At 69.4% G+C, this 17,375-nt stretch carries 16 protein-coding genes; 4 read left to right on the top strand and 12 right to left on the bottom strand.

The window, feature by feature from the left end; genetic code table 11:
* Positions 1-5: 5 nt before the first annotated feature.
* On the bottom strand, positions 6-1,187 hold the full coding sequence (locus tag E3328_RS00685) for a UxaA family hydrolase (protein ID WP_135362711.1): 1,182 nt from the start codon (positions 1,185-1,187) through the stop codon (positions 6-8).
* Positions 1,188-1,274: 87 nt separating this feature from the next.
* Positions 1,275-2,345 (bottom strand): anthranilate phosphoribosyltransferase, encoded by a 1,071-nt coding sequence (locus E3328_RS00680; protein ID WP_135362710.1) that lies wholly within the window; start codon positions 2,343-2,345, stop codon positions 1,275-1,277.
* Between the two features lie 765 nt (positions 2,346-3,110).
* On the opposite strand from E3328_RS00680, the gene rqcH reads away from it, so the two are divergent.
* Positions 3,111-5,303 (top strand): ribosome rescue protein RqcH, encoded by a 2,193-nt coding sequence (gene rqcH / locus E3328_RS00675; protein WP_135362709.1) that lies wholly within the window; start codon positions 3,111-3,113, stop codon positions 5,301-5,303.
* A 3-nt stretch (positions 5,304-5,306) separates the two neighbouring features.
* Here rqcH and E3328_RS00670 read toward each other — a convergent pair whose 3' ends face one another.
* Positions 5,307-5,981, bottom strand: coding sequence for a hypothetical protein (locus tag E3328_RS00670; protein ID WP_135362708.1), 675 nt, complete (start codon positions 5,979-5,981; stop codon positions 5,307-5,309).
* 85 nt (positions 5,982-6,066) lie between these two features.
* On the opposite strand from E3328_RS00670, the gene E3328_RS00665 reads away from it, so the two are divergent.
* On the top strand, positions 6,067-6,363 hold the full coding sequence (locus E3328_RS00665; protein ID WP_135362707.1) for a DUF7577 domain-containing protein: 297 nt from the start codon (positions 6,067-6,069) through the stop codon (positions 6,361-6,363).
* Positions 6,364-6,378: 15 nt separating this feature from the next.
* Here E3328_RS00665 and E3328_RS00660 read toward each other — a convergent pair whose 3' ends face one another.
* The 7 genes from E3328_RS00660 to E3328_RS00630 form a co-directional block, all read right to left on the bottom strand.
* Positions 6,379-6,792 (bottom strand): DUF5778 family protein, encoded by a 414-nt coding sequence (locus E3328_RS00660; RefSeq protein ID WP_135362706.1) that lies wholly within the window; start codon positions 6,790-6,792, stop codon positions 6,379-6,381.
* A gap of 189 nt (positions 6,793-6,981) precedes the next feature.
* Positions 6,982-7,176, bottom strand: coding sequence for a cold-shock protein (locus tag E3328_RS00655; RefSeq protein WP_123537499.1), 195 nt, complete (start codon positions 7,174-7,176; stop codon positions 6,982-6,984).
* 2 nt (positions 7,177-7,178) lie between these two features.
* Positions 7,179-7,373, bottom strand: a complete 195-nt coding sequence (locus E3328_RS00650; RefSeq protein WP_123537499.1) for a cold-shock protein — start codon at positions 7,371-7,373, stop codon at positions 7,179-7,181.
* A 2-nt stretch (positions 7,374-7,375) separates the two neighbouring features.
* Positions 7,376-7,570 carry a cold-shock protein gene (locus E3328_RS00645; protein ID WP_135362705.1) on the bottom strand — a complete coding sequence of 65 codons (195 nt, stop codon included), beginning with the start codon at positions 7,568-7,570 and terminating at the stop codon, positions 7,376-7,378.
* A 92-nt stretch (positions 7,571-7,662) separates the two neighbouring features.
* Complete coding sequence (locus E3328_RS00640) at positions 7,663-10,824, bottom strand: FAD-binding and (Fe-S)-binding domain-containing protein (RefSeq protein ID WP_135362704.1); 3,162 nt, start codon at positions 10,822-10,824, stop codon at positions 7,663-7,665.
* A 496-nt stretch (positions 10,825-11,320) separates the two neighbouring features.
* Positions 11,321-11,980 (bottom strand): RAD55 family ATPase, encoded by a 660-nt coding sequence (locus E3328_RS00635; protein WP_135364632.1) that lies wholly within the window; start codon positions 11,978-11,980, stop codon positions 11,321-11,323.
* 13 nt (positions 11,981-11,993) lie between these two features.
* A complete protein-coding gene (locus E3328_RS00630) occupies positions 11,994-12,575 on the bottom strand; it encodes a HalX domain-containing protein (protein WP_135362703.1) in 582 nt (193 codons plus the stop codon).
* A 182-nt stretch (positions 12,576-12,757) separates the two neighbouring features.
* Here E3328_RS00630 and E3328_RS00625 point away from each other — a divergent pair, with 182 nt between their 5' ends.
* Positions 12,758-13,333 carry an MBL fold metallo-hydrolase gene (locus tag E3328_RS00625; protein WP_135362702.1) on the top strand — a complete coding sequence of 192 codons (576 nt, stop codon included), beginning with the start codon at positions 12,758-12,760 and terminating at the stop codon, positions 13,331-13,333.
* A gap of 511 nt (positions 13,334-13,844) precedes the next feature.
* Here the strand turns inward: E3328_RS00625 and E3328_RS00620 are convergent.
* Positions 13,845-14,534 carry an MBL fold metallo-hydrolase gene (locus E3328_RS00620; protein ID WP_135362701.1) on the bottom strand — a complete coding sequence of 230 codons (690 nt, stop codon included), beginning with the start codon at positions 14,532-14,534 and terminating at the stop codon, positions 13,845-13,847.
* 141 nt (positions 14,535-14,675) lie between these two features.
* On the opposite strand from E3328_RS00620, the gene E3328_RS00615 reads away from it, so the two are divergent.
* The gene (locus E3328_RS00615; RefSeq protein WP_135362700.1) at positions 14,676-15,605 is read left to right on the top strand and encodes a hypothetical protein; all 930 of its coding nucleotides are present in this window, start codon (positions 14,676-14,678) and stop codon (positions 15,603-15,605) included.
* 19 nt (positions 15,606-15,624) lie between these two features.
* Here the strand turns inward: E3328_RS00615 and E3328_RS00610 are convergent, their stop codons facing one another.
* Entirely contained in the window at positions 15,625-17,307 is a 1,683-nt protein-coding gene (locus E3328_RS00610) for a tRNA uridine(34) 5-carboxymethylaminomethyl modification radical SAM/GNAT enzyme Elp3 (RefSeq protein WP_135362699.1), read from the bottom strand.
* Positions 17,308-17,375: the final 68 nt, after the last annotated feature.

Here is a 17,375-nt window from a genome sequence, read left to right as displayed (position 1 = left end):
GCCGCTCATGACCCCTCCGCGGCGAGTTCCCGCGGCTGGCGCTCGTTGATCGCGAACTCCTCCAGCCGGCGCGCCTCGGCGGCCGTCTCCGCGCCGCCGGCCACCGCGAGCAGCGTCCGGTAGATCCGCTCGCCGGCCTCGCCGAGCGGTTCGCCGTCGATGACGGTACTGGCGTCCACGTCCACGTTGGCGGCGAGCCGCTCGGCCGTCCGCGGGTTGCCGGTCACCTTGATCACCGGCGCGATGGGGTTGCCGGTCGTCGACCCGCGCCCCGTAGTGAAGGCGACGACCTGCGCGCCGCCGGCCACCTTGCCGACGACGCTCTCCACGTCGTAACCCGGCGAGTCCATCACCGACACGCCGCCGCCCACGGGGATCGCCTCGCCGTAGTCGACGACGTGGCGAATCGGCCGCGTGCCGCACTTGGCGAGCGCGCCGAGGCTCTTCTCTTCTATCGTGGTGAGCCCGCCCTCCTGGTTGCCCGGCGAGGGCTGGGCGCCGCGCATGTCCACGCCCATCAGGTCCGCCAGGCGCTCGCGGCGGTCGACGCGGTCCAGCAGCCTCTCCCGGGTTTCCTCGTCGGCGCAGCGCTCGGCGGCGACGTGCTCGGCGCCGATGAACTCCGGCGTCTCGGAGATGCAGACCGCGCCGCCCGCGTCGACCAGCCGGTCGGATGCGTCGCCGAGCGCCGGGTTCGCCGCGATGCCGCTGGTCGCGTCGCTGCCACCGCACTCCACCGCAAAGACGAGTTCGCTCGCGTCGGCTTCCTCCCGAGTCTGACTCCCCACCTCGGCCCACAGGTCCGCGAGGGTCTCGGCGCCGGCGTCGAGCGCGCCGGCGGTCCCGCCCGCTTCCCGGATCGTCAGCGTCTCGACGGGCTTGCCCGACCGGGCGATGTCGTCGGCCACGTCGTCGGCCTCGATGTCCTCGGTCCCGAGTTCGACGACGAGCGCCGCGCCGACGTTCGGATTCGCCCCGATCCCCGCCAGCACCTCGCGCGTGCGTTCGCGGCCCGCGTCGGGCTGGCTCGTCCCCATCTGGTGGGGCGTCGCCCGCGCCCACCGGCCCCCGTCGTCGGCGACCCGGTCGGCGACCGGGCTCGCCGCGACCGACGTGGGGAGGACGGCGACGTGGTTGCGGACGCCGACCCGGCCGTCCGGTCGGCGGTAGCCGTCGAAGGTGTCCATGGGGAACGAATCAGCCTCCGCTCGCAAGAATCTGTCGCGAACGGGGTCCGGACTTCGGATCCCGGCCGGCGGAGTCGGGCGACCCGCTCAGAAGTCCCGCAGGTCGTCCAGCACCGCCTCGGCCTCGCCGCTCTCCAGCGCGTCGCGGGCCGTCTCCAGCCCCTCGTCGATCGAGTCGGCGTCCTCGCGGGCGTAGATCCGCAGGGCGGCGTTGAGCGCGACGGCGTCGGCGAACTGGTCGCCGCGCTCGCCCGCGACCACTTCCTCGGTGATCGCCGCGGAGTCGGCGGCCACGTCCTCGACTTCCAGATCCTCGCTCTCGAAGTCCATGCCGTACTCGGCCGTCTTGATCTCGAAGTCGTCGAGTTCCTCGTCGCCCTCCGACCACTCGCCGACGACCGTCGTCCCGGGGCGCACGTCGTCGTACCCCTCCATGCCCTGGAAGAACAGCGTCCGGGACACGTCCTGGCTCTCGGCGGCCTGGAGCGTGTCCGTCATCTTCACCGCGAACGGCAGGTGGTAGAACGAGCCGAGGTGCACGTCGGCGTTGGCGGGGTTGGCGAGCGTCTCGACGGTGTTGACGAACGTGCGGACGCCCATGTTGTCCCGTCGGTCCCACAGCGCGTGGATCCCGGGGTTGAACTCCGGCTGGTAGTAGTAGCCGAAGCCGACCTCGTCGACCATGTCGGCGCTCTCGGCCGGTTCGATCTCGGTGCGGACGCCGAGTTCGTCGAGGATCTGCTTGTAGCTGTCCTGTTTCTGCGTGGGGACGCGGTCGCCGCTGTGGACGACGACCGGGGTGCCCGCCGCCGCGGCGACGACGCCCGCCGCGACGCCGAGGATGGCCGAGCGGCCCTTGCCGTCGTAGTTGGCCCCGCAGTCGACGGGGTCGGCGTCCGGTTCGGCGGTGACGACCGACTCCTCGCGCATCACGTCGACGTAGGCGCCCAGCTCCTCGGCGTTGTTGCGCTTCCAGCGGTTGGCGAGCCAGAACGCCCCCAGCGTCGTGTGGTCCGGTTCCCCAGCCAGGATCCGCTGGAACGCCTCGCGGGCCTGCTCGCGGGTCATGTCGTCGGCGGACTTGTGTCCCGACCCGACGACCTCGGTCATCAGCCGCTTGAGCGGCCAGTCGCCGAACTCCTGTGTCGCTTGAGCCATACGAACCGGTTCGGACTGCCGACTCTAAAACGCCCCGTTTCTTCCACTCTCCCGGGAGTCGTCGCCGCGTTTTTTGTCCGTCTGGGCGTGTTTCCGCTGGATCGTCGGAGATGCGGAAGTCCCCCCGGGACCGTCGGGCCGTCGGGTCGGCGAGCGGACCGTACGACCGGTTCGTGACCCGTGTCGTGTTCCGTTCGAGTGGCGAGTTGATCGGGTGTTTCTGGTGGGTTTGTCGTGGAAGGAAGTCGTATCGGGGAGAGCGCAGTCAACCACAGGCGATGAAAGCCCTCGGCGCGCTCGCGGTCGCTGAGCGGGATATCCGCGCTCCGCTCGGGTAGAGGTCGCTCAGGCGACCAAGCAAGCGCGAGCGCGCCTCGCCCGTTCAGTCCGCCAGGACCGCGCGACCGCACCGCACGGCACCGCACAGCACCGCAGACGGCCACGAGCCTCCCCAGCCGATTGCGATGCTCGCAGGCTGCGCTTCTCATCCCTCGCGCGGCTACGGTCGCGCGCGTTCATGCGCGCTCCAGCGCGCGCCAACCGCACCGCGCCCGCTCACCGCAATAGCCGTCACCTGCAGGTAGCATCCGGGCGCCACAGGCGCGCGGTTCATCCGCCAGAGCGGGGCGAAGCCCCGCGGAGGCGGTCTTTTTCACCCATGTTTTTGGACCGGGGGTGCCCGCACCGCCCTCTGGGCGCGAGGACACCCCCGGTCGAAAAAGATGGTGTCGCAAGCCCTTTGCTTTCGAGGGCGGACCCCACTGTATGGACAGAAAGCGGGAGCTGACGAGCGTCGACCTCGCGGCGCTCGCCGGCGAGCTGTCGGCCTACGAGGGCGCGGGCGTCGGGAAGGTCTACCTCTACCCCGACCGCGACCTGCTGCGGTTCCGGATGCGCCACTACGACCGCGGCCGGACCGAGTTGCTCGTCGAGGTCGGCGAGGACAAGCGGGTCAACGTCACCGACCCGGACCACCTCCCGGAGGCGCCCGAGCGGCCGCCCAACTTCGCGATGATGCTCAGGAATCGGATGCAGGGCGCCGAGCTAGTCGACGTGTCGCAGTTCCAGTTCGACCGCATCCTCGAGCTGACCTTCGAGCGCGACGAGGAGACGACGACCGTCGTCGCGGAGCTGTTCGGCGACGGCAACGTCGCCATCCTCGACGGCACCGGCGAGGTGATCGACTGTCTCGAAACTGTGCGCCTGAAGTCCCGGACCGTCGCGCCGGGGAGCCAGTACGAGTTCCCGAGCGCGCGGTTCAATCCGCTCGGCGTCGACTACGACGCCTTCGAGGCGCGGATGCGCGACTCCGACTCCGACCTCGTGCGGACGCTCGCGACCCAGCTCAACTTCGGCGGCCTCTACGGCGAGGAACTCTGCACGCTCGCGGGCGTCGACTACAACGTCCCGATCGAGGAGGCGACCGACGAGCAGTTGCGGGCGCTGTACGACGCCGTCCGGCGGCTGGCCGACCGGCTGGCCGACAGCGACCTCGACCCCAGAGTCTACTACGAACTCGACGAGCCCGACGCGGAGGACCCGACCGACGATGCCGGGGAGATCGAGGGCCGGCGGGTCGACGTGACGCCCATCCCGCTGGCGGAGTACGACGACCGCTACGGCGAGCCGTTCGACTCGTTCAACGAGGCGCTGGACGACTACTTCACGTTCGCCAGCGACGAAGACGAGGAGGGCGGCGACGACGCGGGCGGCGACCGCGGGCGCCCGGACTTCGAGTCGGAGATCGCCAAACACGAGCGGATCATCGAGCAACAGCAGGGCGCCATCGAGGACTTCGAGGCCCAGGCCGAGCGCGAGCGGGAGAACGCCGAGGCCCTGTACGCCAACTACGACCTCGTCGACGAGATCCTCTCGACGATCCGGGCGGCCCGCGCCGAGGACCGCTCGTGGGACGACATCGAGGAGCGCTTCGCGGAGGGGGCCGACCGTGGCATCCCCGCGGCGGAGGCGGTCGTCTCGCTGGACGGCAGCGAAGGCACCGTGACGGTCGAGATCGACGGCGAGCGAGTCACGCTAACGGCGAGCGAGGGCGTCGAGAAGAACGCCGACCGGCTCTACCGCGAGGCCAAGCGCATCGAGGGCAAGAAGGAGGGCGCCGAGGAGGCCATCGAGCAGACCCGGAAAGAACTGGAGGAAGTGAAGCGACGCAAGGAGGAGTGGGAGGCCGCCGACGCCGGCGAGTCCAGCGCGGGCGGCGAGGGTGAAGGTGAGGGGAGCGACGAGGACGACGAAGACGAGGACGTGGACTGGCTGGCCGAGCCGTCGATCCCGGTCCGCCAGTCCGACCACTGGTACGAGGATTACCGGTGGTTCCACACCAGCGACGGCTTCCTCGTCATCGGCGGGCGCGACGCCGACGACAACGAGGATCTGGTCAAGAAGTACCTCGACCGCGGGGACCGCTTTTTCCACGCCCAGGCCCACGGCGGCCCCGCGACGATCCTCAAGGCCACCGGCCCCTCCGAATCGTACGACGGCGACGTGGAGATCCCCGAGTCGAGCAAGCGCGAGGCCGCGCAGTTCGCGGTCTCGTACTCGTCGGTCTGGAAGGACGGCAAGTTCGCCGGCGACGTGTACGAGGTCGGATCGGACCAGGTGTCCAAGACCCCGGAGAGCGGCGAGTTCCTGGAGAAGGGCGGGTTCGCCATCCGCGGCGACCGCACCTACTACGAGAGCACGGAGGTCGGCGTCGCCGTCGGGATCACCTGCGAGCCCGAGACGCGGGTCATCGGCGGCCCGCCGGCGGCCATCGAGCCGAAGGCCGAGACGACCATCGAGGTCGAACCGGGACAGTACGCGCAGAACGACATCGCGATGCGGCTCTACCGGGAGTTCAAGGGCCGGTTCGCCGACGACGCGTTCGTCCGGAAGGTCGCCAGCGCCGACCGCATCCAGGAGTTCCTCCCGCCGGGCGGCAGCCGGATGGTCGACGACTGATCCTCACTCCCCGTCGGACGGCTGTTCGACCCGCAGGTCGAGCCACCACTCGACGCGTTCGAACGGGCGTCCCGGATCCGTCGCTCGGGCCGCGTCGTCCCCGTTCGCCCGGATCTTGAAGCCCGTGGCGATGCGGTAGGTGTCGGTCGGGAGGTATCCGTCCGCCGTGTAGTCGTCCCAGACCTCGTAGGTCGTCGTCAGCGACTCGCCGGGACCCAGCTCGGCCGTCGTACAGCCGTACAGGGGGTCCTCGACCGAGTCCGGCGGGACGGCGTCGCTGGTCCAGCACTCGCCGGCCCGGTCGGTCGGTGTGTCGTCCGGGTGGTAGAGCCGGAGTCCGCGGGGTTCGCTCCGGCCGTCCCGGTCGAACAGGTGACACCGGTCGTCCTCGTGGACGTTCAGTTCGCGGGGCTCGTCGCCGGCGTTCTCGACCGTAGTCCGCAGACGCGCCGGTTCCTCGGCGTCGCTGCGCGCCCGCGGTACGGTCGCCGAGACGGCGAGCCCGTCGACCGCCGTGATGTCGCCCGTGTCGACCAGCGAGACCCGCCGCGGAACCGGCCCGTCACACGTCGGCGGCGTCGCCGTCCCGCCGGAGTCACCCGTGACCGCGGTGGTTCGGCAGCCGGCGAGGCCGGCGACGCCCGTCCCGACGGCCCCGAGGAGGGCTCTCCGATGCACGGCCGTAGCGTCTCCGCCGACCCGGAAAAGGACTGGGGCGGATTCGGGGCGAAACCGTCTTGCATGCTGGACGGTAACACCCGTCATGGACTCGGCGCTCGCGCGACTGCTCGCGGTCGCCGTCCTCGCCGTCCTGCCGGCGCTGTGTTTCGTCGGGCTCTTTCGGCTCATCGACCGGATGGCCCACGACGAACTCGTCGCCCGCGTCGAACGGGGGGAGTTCGAGACGGAGTCGCCGGGGGGCAGGGCCGCGAGTTCGATCGACCCCGCCACCGCCGTCGCCGCCGCCCGCGACCGCGAAACGGTAACCTGTCCGTCCTGCGGTGCCGAGAACCGGGCCGGGGTCGACTACTGTCGGCACTGCCTGTCCGAGCTTCAGTGACGAACGGTCAGCCCGCTACTCGTCGGGTTCGACGCCCACGGCGTCGTAGCCGGCCCCGCGGAGCGCCTCGACCAGTCCGTCCTGGTCCACGTCGGCCTCGTAGTAGAACACCACGTCGAAGGTGCCCTCGCGGAGCAGCTGCTGGCACTCCCAGACGAACTCGTCGCCGTCCAGCGTCAGGCCCTGGTGCTGGTTGACGCCGAACTCGGGGTCGTCGTTGCCGGAGTAGACGTAGGTGTCGGTCGGCTCGATCCCGGAGTACTCGGCGATGTAGTTGCCGATCTCCAGGGTCGCCTCGTGGAGCGTCGGCTCCTGGTCGCCAGACAGGTCGGTGTGGACGATCACGCCGACGAGTTCGATCTCGCCGGGTTCGAGCAGTGCCTGGGCGCGCTGGTAGAGGTCCGTGTCGACGGCGTCTGCGTCGCTCATTGCTCGTACCTGCGAGGCGCTGGCTCTTGTGTCCCACGGTATCGCCCCGGAGAATGCCGGCGAGCGGCGCCGCTCGCCGAAGATATTCGGACTGCGAGCGGGCCAACCCCGGCCGGACGTTACTCGTCGCGGACGGCGCGGCCGCTCGCCGGTGAGACGGACGTGCCGCGAATGCGGCAGGATCCGCAGTTACAGGCGTTCGAGGTTCGTCGCGCGCGGGCCCTTGTCGGCCTGCTCGATGTCGAACTCCACTTCCTGTCCCTCTTCGAGGTCCGGACCGCCGACGTCTTCCATGTGGAAGAAGACGTCCTCGTCGGCGTCATCGGTGTCGATGAAGCCGTAGCCGCCGGTGTCGTTGAAGAAGTCGACCTTACCTTTCGCCATCGTTAGAGACGCTCCAGGTTGGTCGCTCGGGGACCCTTGTCCGCTTGCTCGATATCGAACTCGACTTCCTGACCCTCTTCGAGGTCGGGGCCGCCGACGTCCTCCATGTGGAAGAAGACGTCTTCGTCCGCGTCGTCGGTGTCGATGAAGCCGTAGCCGCCAGTGTCGTTGAAGAAGTCGACCTTACCTTTCGCCATGATTACAGGCGCTCCAGGTTCTCGGCGCGCGGGCCTTTGTCTGCCTGAACGATGTCGAACTCGACTTCCTGCCCCTCCTCGAGGTCAGGACCGCCGACGTCCTCCATGTGGAAGAAGACGTCCTCTTCCGCATCGTCAGTGTCGATGAAACCGTAACCGCCAGTGTCGTTGAAGAAGTCAACCGTACCGGTCGCCATTGCAACTAGCCAGAGGTGATGCCCCTATTAAAACCTGGCGGGTCGGCGAGTGGTGTGCTACCACACGTCGCGCGGGCCGGCGTCGACCGCGGTCACTCCGGGGCGGTGTCGAGCGCGTCGGCGACCCGCTCGACGGGATGAGGGGGCGATTCGCCCCCCTCGCGGTCGGCCAGTTGCGACCGACAGGAGGCGCCGGGTGCGACGACCGCGTCGCCGTCGCTGTCCGCGACCTGGTCGTAGAGGATCGACCCGATCGCCTTGCTCATCGAGTAGTGTTCGGCCTCGTAGCCGAACGAGCCGGCCATGCCGCAACAGCCCGAGTCCAGCGCGTCCACCTCGTAGCCGGCCCGGCGGAGCACGCCGACGGCGTGGTGGTCCTTCTTGGTGGCCTTCTGGTGGCAGTGGCCGTGGTAGGTCAGCGCCTCCGCGGGCGCGTCGAACTCGATCCGTTCGTCGAGGCGGAACCGGTCGAGGTACTCGCAGACGCCGTAGGCGTTGGCGGCGACCGTCTCGGCGGCCGCCCCGGCGAGCAGGTCCAGGTAGTCGTGCTGGAACATCACCGCGTCCGAGGGCTCGACGACGACGAGGTCCCAGTCGTCGGCGACCCGCGGGGCGAGTTCCTCGACGTTGCGTTCGGCGCGCTCGCGGGCGGTGTCGAGGAAGCCCTTCGAGTGAGCCGCGCGGCCGCTGGCGGCCACGTCGTCGGGCACGTCCACGTGGACGCCCGCCGCTTCGAGGACGCGGACCGCCGCCTTCCCCGCCTCGGGGTGGCTGTAGTTGGTGTAGGTGTCGGGGAACACGAGCGCCTTGCGTTCGGCCTCGTCCTCGGAGACGCCCGCCTCGCGGCCGGCGAACCAGTCGACGAACGACTCCCGCTCGAAGGTCGGGAGCGTCCGCTCGCGCGCGACGCCGAGCAGGCGCTCGGCGACGAGCCCGCTGCCGGGCAGTTTCTGGAGCCAGTTCGAGACCGGTGCGGTGGCGCTCCCCAGCGCACTCAGGCGGTCGACGTTGGCGAAGACGCGCTCGCGCAGGCTCGTGCCGTGTTCCTCGTGGTGGGCGTGTTCGACTTCCGCCTTCAGCTTCGCCATGTCGACCTCACTCGGGCAGTCCTTCGCGCAGCCCTTGCAGCCGATACAGAGGTCCATCACCTCGCTGACGAACTCGTCGTCGGTCGGGTCGTCGGGGAGGTCGCCGCTCATCGCCTGACGGAGCATGTTCGCCCGGCCGCGGGTGGCGGTGACCTCCTCGTCGGCCGCGCGGTAGGTCGGGCACATCACGCCGCCGGTGGTGTCCTGGCCGCCGCGACAGCCGCCGCAGCCGTGACAGAGCTCGACCATGCCCTGCATCCCGTTGTCGTTCTCCCAGTTCAGTTCCGGCTCGAACCCCGCGTCGAAGGCGTAGTCGGGGTCGAACCGGAGGTTCTCGGTCATGTCGACCGTGCGGGCGCGGTCGGGCGCCTCGCCCGCCTCCACGTCGGCCGCGTCGACGCCGACGACCTGGCCCGGGTTGAGGAGCCAGTCCGGGTCGAAGGTCGCCTTCAGGTCGCGGAACAGGTCCCACACGTCTTCGCCGTACAGTTTCCGGTTCCACTGGGTGCGCGCGCGACCGTCGCCGTGTTCGCCGGAGACCGAGCCGCCGTACTCGACCACGAGGTCGGTCACCTCGTCGGCGATAGACTCCATCGCGGCCACGCCGTCGACGGTCTTCGAGTTCACCAGCGGGCGGATGTGCAGACAGCCCGGACCCGCGTGTGCGTAGAAGCTCGCGTAGGTGTCGTGCTCGTCGAGGACGGCCTGGAAGTCGGCGACGAAGTCCGGCAGGTTCTCGGGCGGGACGGCCGTGTCCTCGAGGAAGGCGATGTGTTTCGCGTCCGTCGTCCGCGAGAGGAGGATCGGCAGCCCGCTCTTGCGTAGCTTCCAGAATCGCGCCCGCTCGGCCTCCTCGTGGGCCTCCCGGGCCGCGAACGCCCGGACCGGGGTGTCGGTTACGTCGACGGCGCCCTCGGCGGGGTCGGCCTCCGTCGTCGCCGCGTCGACGACGTTCGCGCCCTGAGCGGCGCCCACCCGGTCGGCGATCAGATCGGCGACCCGCTGGCGCCCCTCCTCGTCGCTCTCGGCGTAGAACTCCACGAGCAGGACCGAGCCGGTCCCCTCCGGGAGCACCGAGTCGACCAGGTCGCCGAACTCCTCGGTCTCGGCGGCCAGGTCCAGCAACACGTCGTCGAGCACCTCGACGGCGGCGGGGTCGTGTTCGAGGATCGGGTCCACGTCCTCCAGCGCGTCGAGCAGACTCCCGTAGGTCAGCAGCGCCAGCCCCTTCGTCTCGGGGACCGGCTCCAGCGAGACGGTCGCCTCCGTGACGATGGCGAGCGTCCCCTCGCTACCGGCGAGCAGGCGGGCGACGTTGACGGTGGCCGGCTCGCTGTCCCCAGCCGCGGCGTCGTCGCCGTTCTCGGCGTCCAGCGCTTCCCGGGCCTCGGCGACGAACGCGTCGAGGTTGTAGCCCGAGACGTTGCGCTTCAGCTCGGGGAACGCCGCCTCGACGGCCTCGATCTCCTCGTCGACGACCCGGGCGAGTTCGGCGTAGATCCGGGCTTCGAGGTCCCCCTCGGGGTCCGCCCGCTCGCGGAGTTCGTCGAGCGTCACCTCGCCGAATCGGGTGACGGTCCCGTCCGCGAGGACGACTTCGCAGGCCTCGACGTAGGCGTCGGTCTTGCCGTACTGCAGCGAGTGGGCGCCCGTCGAGTTGTTGCCGATGGCGCCGCCCAGCGCGGACTTGTCGCCCCAGGCGGGATCGGGCGCGAACTTCAGGTCGTGGGCGGCGAGTTCGGCGTTCAGCTCCCCGAGGATGGCCCCCGGTTCGGCGCGGGCCAGCCGCTCGTCGGGGTCGACCGAGAGAACGGCGTCCATGTGCCTCGTGAAGTCGAGGACGACCGCCTCGTTGACCGATTGGCCCGCCAGCGAAGTGCCGCCCCCGCGGGGGAGCACCGGGATCGACCGCTCGGCGCAGTAGGAGACGACGCTCGCCACGTCGGCGGTCGACTCCGGGTAGACGACGCCGACGGGCGTCACCTCGTAGATGCTCGCGTCCGTCGCGTACAGCTCCCGCGAGTAGTCGTCGAACCGCACCTCGCCCGCGACCCGCTCGTCCAGGTCCGCGACCAGTCCCGGTCGCGCCACCGCGTCCGCCGCGTAGTCGTAGTCCATCCGGGGGTCGCTGGCGGGGTCGCCCTCCGGCCGGTCGCTCGTTCCCATGCCCGACGGCTACGCGGTTCGTCGGATTAAAGCCCGGCCATCGCTGGCGGAACGTGAATCGCCTGACGGGGATCGCTCGACGGGGGTGGACGGCGAGGCCGCCGCCCCGTCGCGATGTCGAAAACGACTACTCGGGGCCGAGTAGCCTATCCGATGACAGCACCACGGTGGTAGGCCGGTGGTGATGGTGGCTGCAGTGGCTGGCAGTGGCTGGTTGGCGCGCGATGCTCGTCGGTTCGGTCCGGGCGTCAGCCCGGTGGCTCGAACGTGCCCGGCCGAACGCGCTCGCGTTCGACCGTTGCATCTCAATATCTTCCGTTTCTGTGTATAAATCTTCTCCACAAGGTGAGTTGTAGGACCTAATATCGATTATTCGTCCGGAAATTATCGTTACGATTGATCGTCAGTCGGTTGAGTTCGAGCCCGCGAGGTCGCGCGGCGAGCCGCTGGCTTCGGCCGGGACTCGGGAGACAGGGACACCGGACTGCGACGGCGGTCAGAACTCCTGCCACTCGGTCGGCTGGCCGGCGAGGCCGAGGACGCGGGCCTCGCGGCGGCCCTCGTCCTCGCGGATCTCGATCATGCCGTCGAAGGCCTGCTTGATGACCTGCAGCGTCTGGTCGTCGTGGGCGGACGAATCGATGGTGAAGAGGCCGAGGTAGCCGGCGGAGTCGAACCGCGAGGAGAGGACGTGGCAGAACTTGAAGACGGTCTTGCGGTCGGTGTAGGTGAGCATCGTCGACAGCGACGTGAGCGCGAAGCGGCCGCTCTCGGCGCCGTTGTTGTGGAGGTACTCGAGACACTCGGTGATCCCGATGCCGATGCCGGTCAGGTCGCCGGGCGATGAGACGTGGTAGACGTAGCTGCCGGTGGCGGTGGCCTCGCCCCGGCGGCTGCCGTCGCCGCGGCAGTCGACGACGCTGACGGTCGACTCGTCGGCGTCGGGCGCCCGTTCGAGGAAGTCCTCGAGGACGTTCTCGGCGCGGTCGCCGGTCGTGACGATCAGCGAGCCCTGGCCGTGCTCGGCGCCGTCGGCCAGCATCGACATCGCCAGGTCTTCCTTGCCGCTCATGGCCGGCCCGGAGACGAGGATGTTCGACCCCGGGCGGACCGACTCCAGCGCCTCGAAGTCGAGCACGTCGGTCAGGTCGTACATCGTCTCGGAATCACTACTCCTCGACATCGCCGAGACCCCGCAGTGTCGCGATGAAGTCCTCGTCGTTGTCGATGCCACCCAGGGTGTCGGACAGCTCCGACTCCAGCTCCTCGACCCGTTCGCGCAGTTCGAGGTACTCCTCGTTGTCGGCGAGTTCGGCGCTGCTCTTGGTCGCCTCGAGCGTCGCCTGCTTCTCGACCAGCGAGTAGTACTCCTGCAGCAGGTCGTCGTAGGCCGACCGGTCCAGCAGGTTCTCGACGGTCTCGTGGAGCTGCTGGCTCCGGATGGGTTTGCAGAGATACGCGTCGAAGCCCATCTCGAGGATGTCGAAGTCCGGTTCGACCGCGGTCACCATGGCCACCCGACAGTCCAGCCCGCGCTCGCGGATCCGCTCTAGGACCTCGTCGCCGGAGAGCCCCGGCATCATCCGGTCGAGGAGGACCACGTCGACCTCGTCGTCGAGTTCGGCCAGCCCCTCGTCGCCGCTCCCGGCCATCCGAACCTCGTAGTCGTCGGCGAGCCAGAGATTGTACGTCTCGGCGACGTCGGGCTCGTCCTCGACGATGAGCACGACTGGCGTTTCCGATCCTGTCATTCTGCTCTCTACGGCGTCGTTGTCGTTCATCACACATAGCCCTGTGGGTCCGGCTCGCGCGCCTGATAGCTGCAGTCGGGCGGTTTTTCGCGGTCTGCGTCGATCCGCCGCGGCCGGGCGCCGCGACCGGCGACCGGTCGCGAACCGACACGCTCACCGCCCCGGCGCGAGTACGGGCGGCCGTGATCGAAAACGTCGCCCGGGGCCAGCAGGTCTTCACCAGCAACGCCTTCCTCGTCACCGGCGAGCGCACCGTCCTCGTCGACGCCGGCAGCGAGTTCGACGCCGCCGCCGAGGTGCGCGACCGCGACGCCGCCCTCGACGCCGTCGTCCTCACCCACACCCACCCCGACCACGTCGGCAACACGGCCGCCCTCGCCGAGGCGTTCGGCTGCGACGTGTGGGGGTTCGACCCCGACCACGAACTGGTCGACCACGCCGTCGCCGACGGCGACTCCCTCCAGTTGGGCGACCACAGCTACGAGGCGCTGCACACCCCCGGCCACAAGGACGACCACCTCTGCTTCTACGCCGCCGGCCCGGAGGTCCTGTTCGCCGGCGATCTGGTGTTCGCCAACGGGAGTTTCGGCCGGACGGACCTCCCGGAGGGCGACCGCGACACGCTGGTCGACAGCATCGAGTACCTCCGCGACACCGTCTCGCCGGAACTCGCCGAGATTCACACCGGCCACGGCCCCAGCGTCACCGACGACCCCTACGACCACATCGAGACCGCGCTCCGCGCCGCGAAGTTCTGAGACGGACCCGGACCCGACGCGTTCACGGTCACCTGCCGTCAGTACAGGACGGCTACCGACCAACCGCAGTGGCGCGTGCTGTCGCGCGCGGGTTCATGCGCGCGACGGAACCGCGCGAGGGATGAGTGAGTGAGCGGAGCGAACGAGCGAATCGGCTGGGGAGGTATGTGGCCGTCTGCGGTGCTGTTCCTGGCGGACTGAACGGGCGGGGCGCGCTCGCGTTCATTTTAGTCGTCTGAGCGGGCACTATCCGCGCGGTGCGAGGCGCTGGCGCCTCGAAGCGAACGGCTCTGCCGTGAGCGGGCGGTGCGGAGAGCGCGGATATCCCGCTTGGTTCGAGAGAGCGGAGCGCTCTCGGCATCCCGAAAATCTTCGATTTTCGAAGACAGCGACCGCGAGCGCGCCGAGGGCTTTCAACGCTTGCTGTCAGTTGCAGTCACGGTCACTCGGGCCCATCCGGGCCGACTACCCGAGACACCACGTCACGAACTGCTCGAATCAGGTCCATGTCCTACAACCGGGCGGCACACTCCAGCAGCGCCCGGCGGCCGTCCGAGACCAGCGGCGTGCCGTGGCCCATCGCGGCGACCTCGAACGGCGGGACCCGCTCGCTCAGGTCGCGGATGCTTTCGGTCAGCGCCCGCATGTCGTAGGAGTCGAGCCAGAACGGCGGGGTGAGCCGGCCGTCGTCCTCCCAGAGGAGGTCCCCGAGGAAGGCGGCCCCGGAGTCGTGGACGAAGACGGTGTGGCCGGGGTTGTGACCCGGCGTGTGGTAGGCGGTGAACCGGCCGATCTCCTCGCCGTCCTCGACGCCGCGGATGTCCATGTGGTCGGGCAGCGGGTAGATCCGCCGTGCGATACGGTGAAAGAGACCCTTGTGGTGGAGCAGCTTCGGGTCGCGCTCGCCGCTGCCGAGCTCGAGATCGTCGGCGCCGATGTAGACGGGGCCGTCGAACGCGCCGTCGAGCGCCCGCAGGCCGCCGGTGTGGTCGATGTCGTAGTGGGTGAGGAACACGCGGTCGATGTCGCCGACCTCGTAGCCGATCTCGCTCAGTTCCGACCCGAGCGAGGGGCGGTTCCAGGGCAGGCCGGGGTCGATGAGGGTGACGGTCCCGTCGTCGACGAGGTAGCCGTTGGTCGCGAACGGCGGCACCAGCCCGATGTCGAGCAGCCAGACCCCGTCCGCGAGTTCCGTTGGCATCTCTGTCTGTGGTTGGCGATCGAGCGGGAAAACGGTACTGGCCGCGCCCGGTCCGGGACCCGTCGGGCGGTCGCGGACCGAGAGTCAAATCCCGGTTTGGGTCTACACAAGACATTCATGTCGAAGCCACGACTCTCTGATATGAGACGCAGGACGACCCTCGCTCTCGCGCTCGTCGCCCTCCTCGCGGGACTGGGCGGGTGCTCGGCGGCGGGGTCGCTCTCGCTTACCCCCGTCGACGACCGGGCGCTCGCCGAGGAAGCGAGCCGTCCCGCACCCACCGACGCGCCGCCGGACGCCGACGAAGGCGTGGTGCAGCGAGCGATCGACAACGGGACCGCCACGGCGGTCGGTGACCACCCGCCCGTCGACGAGCGACTGCCCTTCCGTTACGACGGGCGCTTCTACGCCGTCGACTACGCCGAGAACGGGACCGCACCGGGATACGACGTCGGGATCCGGATCGACTTCAACGCCTCGGCGGTCGACGGGACGGTCGTCGACTACGACGAGTTGCCGGCCGTCGACAGGGAGACCCTGGAGTTCGTGCTCTCCCAGGAGCCGCCCGACGAGGAGCGCCTCGAACCGGGGTACGACTTCGGCGTCGGCGCCACCTACACGGAGAGCGACGCCGAGTCGTCGGTGCTGGCCCCGACACAGGAGTACGACGCGGTCAGATACGAGGGGGAGGTCTATCCCATCGACGTGGAGGCCGAACGGGAGACGCTGACCGTCTACCGCTACGAGGCCGAACTGGTCGCCGAGAGCCACGAGGCCTACGCCGAGTCGCTCCGGGAGCGTCACGAGTTCGAGCTCTCGGGCCTCTCCGACGCCGAGCGGACTGTCGTCGAGGACGCGCTGAACGGCACCAACTACATCGAGGACAGCGACAACGAGGCGTTCGACTCGCTGGTCGACCGGTTCCGCGCACAGGAGCCCGTCGAGGAGACCGACTACGGCGGCTCCTACGTTGTCCGCTACGACGGCCGGCTCTACTGGGCCGAGATCGACTACGGGAGCTACGTGACCGACGACGACGGCCCCACGCGACCGGCGGAGACGCCGCCGTAGCTGTGACCGGGACCGCCGGTCACAGTCGCTTGCTGACGTACGGGCCGTCCTGACGGTAGCCGAGCTTCTCGCGGTAGTACTGCCGGACGCCGATCCCAGAGAGGACGGCCAGTTTGCCGTAGCCGGCGTCGGCGGCCAGCCGCTCGGCCTCCCGGAGGAGTCGCCTGCCGTACCCCTGATGTTGGTGGCTCCCGTCGCCGTCGCCCGCTGACTGCCCCACACCGACTTCGCTCCCGTAGACGTGGAGTTCGCGGACCACGGCGGCGTCCTGCAACTCGCGGCGCACGGGGTCGTTCGGGAACCGCAGCCGGCAGAACCCGACGAGGATCCCCTTCTCGCGGTCCTCGAAGCTGATGAAGTGCTCGCGGCCGCCCGCCACCTCGTAGGTGTCGGTGTCGAGCGTGACCTCATCGGGTTCCTCGTCGTGGTGGCCGACCTCCCGACAGCGGATGCAGTCGCAGGACCAGCCGTGCTCGTCCATGCGCTGGCGGGCGAGCTGGCGGAGGTTGGACTTCCAGACGCCGCCCTCGATGAAGTCGGCGGGGATGTCGCGCTGGACGCGCTGGAGGCGCGTGTATTCGGGGATCATGGACTTGATCTCCGCGACGAGTTCGGCGGCTTCGTCGTTGTCCAGCGGTTCGAACTCGTCCTTTCGCCACCAGTCGTAGGTGACCGTCCCCTCGACGACGAGGGTGGGGTAGATCTTCAGGAAGTCCGGCCGCCAGTCGGTGTTCTCGAAGATCCGCCGGAAGTCCTCCAGGCACATCTCCTTGCTCATCCCGGGCTGGCCGGGCATCATGTGGAAGCCGACCTTGAAGCCCGAGTCGCGCAGCCGTCGGTTGGCGTCGATGGAGGCCTGGACGCCGTGCCCGCGGTGCATCTCCCGGTTGATCCGCTCGAAGGTGGTCTGGACCCCCACCTCGACCTTCGTCGCGCCGAGGTCGAGCATCCGGTCGATCTGCTCGGGGTCGCACCAGTCGGGCTTGGTCTCGAAGGTGGTCGCGACGTTGCGCACGTCGGCGGTCTCGTTCTCGGCGATCACGTCCTCAAGGTAGCTGAACTCGTACTCCTCGGGGTCCTGCGCGAAGCTCTCGTCCTCGGCCGGTTCGGGCTCGCCCTCGGGGTCGTACTCGTTCATCGCCTCCAGGGCGCGCTTGACGAACCACTCCTGGTAGTCGTGGCTCCGGGCGGTCATCGTCCCGCCCATCAGGATCAGCTCTACTTTGTCGACGGGGTGGCCGATCTGCCGGAGCTGTTCGAGCCGCAGGCGCACCTGCCCGTAGGGGTCGTAGTCGTTCTGTACCCCGCGGGCGGCCGCGGGCTCGTGGCCCGTGTAGCTCTGCGCGCTGGAGAACTCGGAGTCCGGGCCGCCGGGACAGTAGAGACACTTCCCGTGGGGACACCGTTTCGGCGAGGTCATGATCGCCACCGGCGAGACGCCCGAGGCGGTCCGGACGGGCTTGCGCTGGAGGACCTCCGCCAGTTCCTCGCGGCGGTCGTCGGGCCCGAAGTCGATGAGGTCGGAGTTGCGCGGCACCTTCGGCGAGGAGTACTTGCCGCAGACCTCCTTCTTCGCGCTCTCCACCTCCTCGCTCTCGATCTCGCCCGCGAGGATCCGGTCGACGAGCTCCCGGCAGGCCTGCAGGAAGGCCTCGGGCTCGTCGGGCTCGGAGTCGGTCGCGTCCGGCGTCTCGGTGCTCATCGCGTTGTCAGGGATCGTCGCCTGGCGCGAATAAGCGTGTCGCTCGCCCGAGAGCCGCCGGCGACCCG

Source organism: Halosimplex halophilum, from assembly GCF_004698125.1.
Taxonomy (GTDB): Archaea; Halobacteriota; Halobacteria; order Halobacteriales; family Haloarculaceae; genus Halosimplex; species Halosimplex halophilum.
The sequence above is the reverse complement of the archived record's forward strand: the minus strand, read 5'-3'. Positions and strand labels throughout refer to the sequence as shown.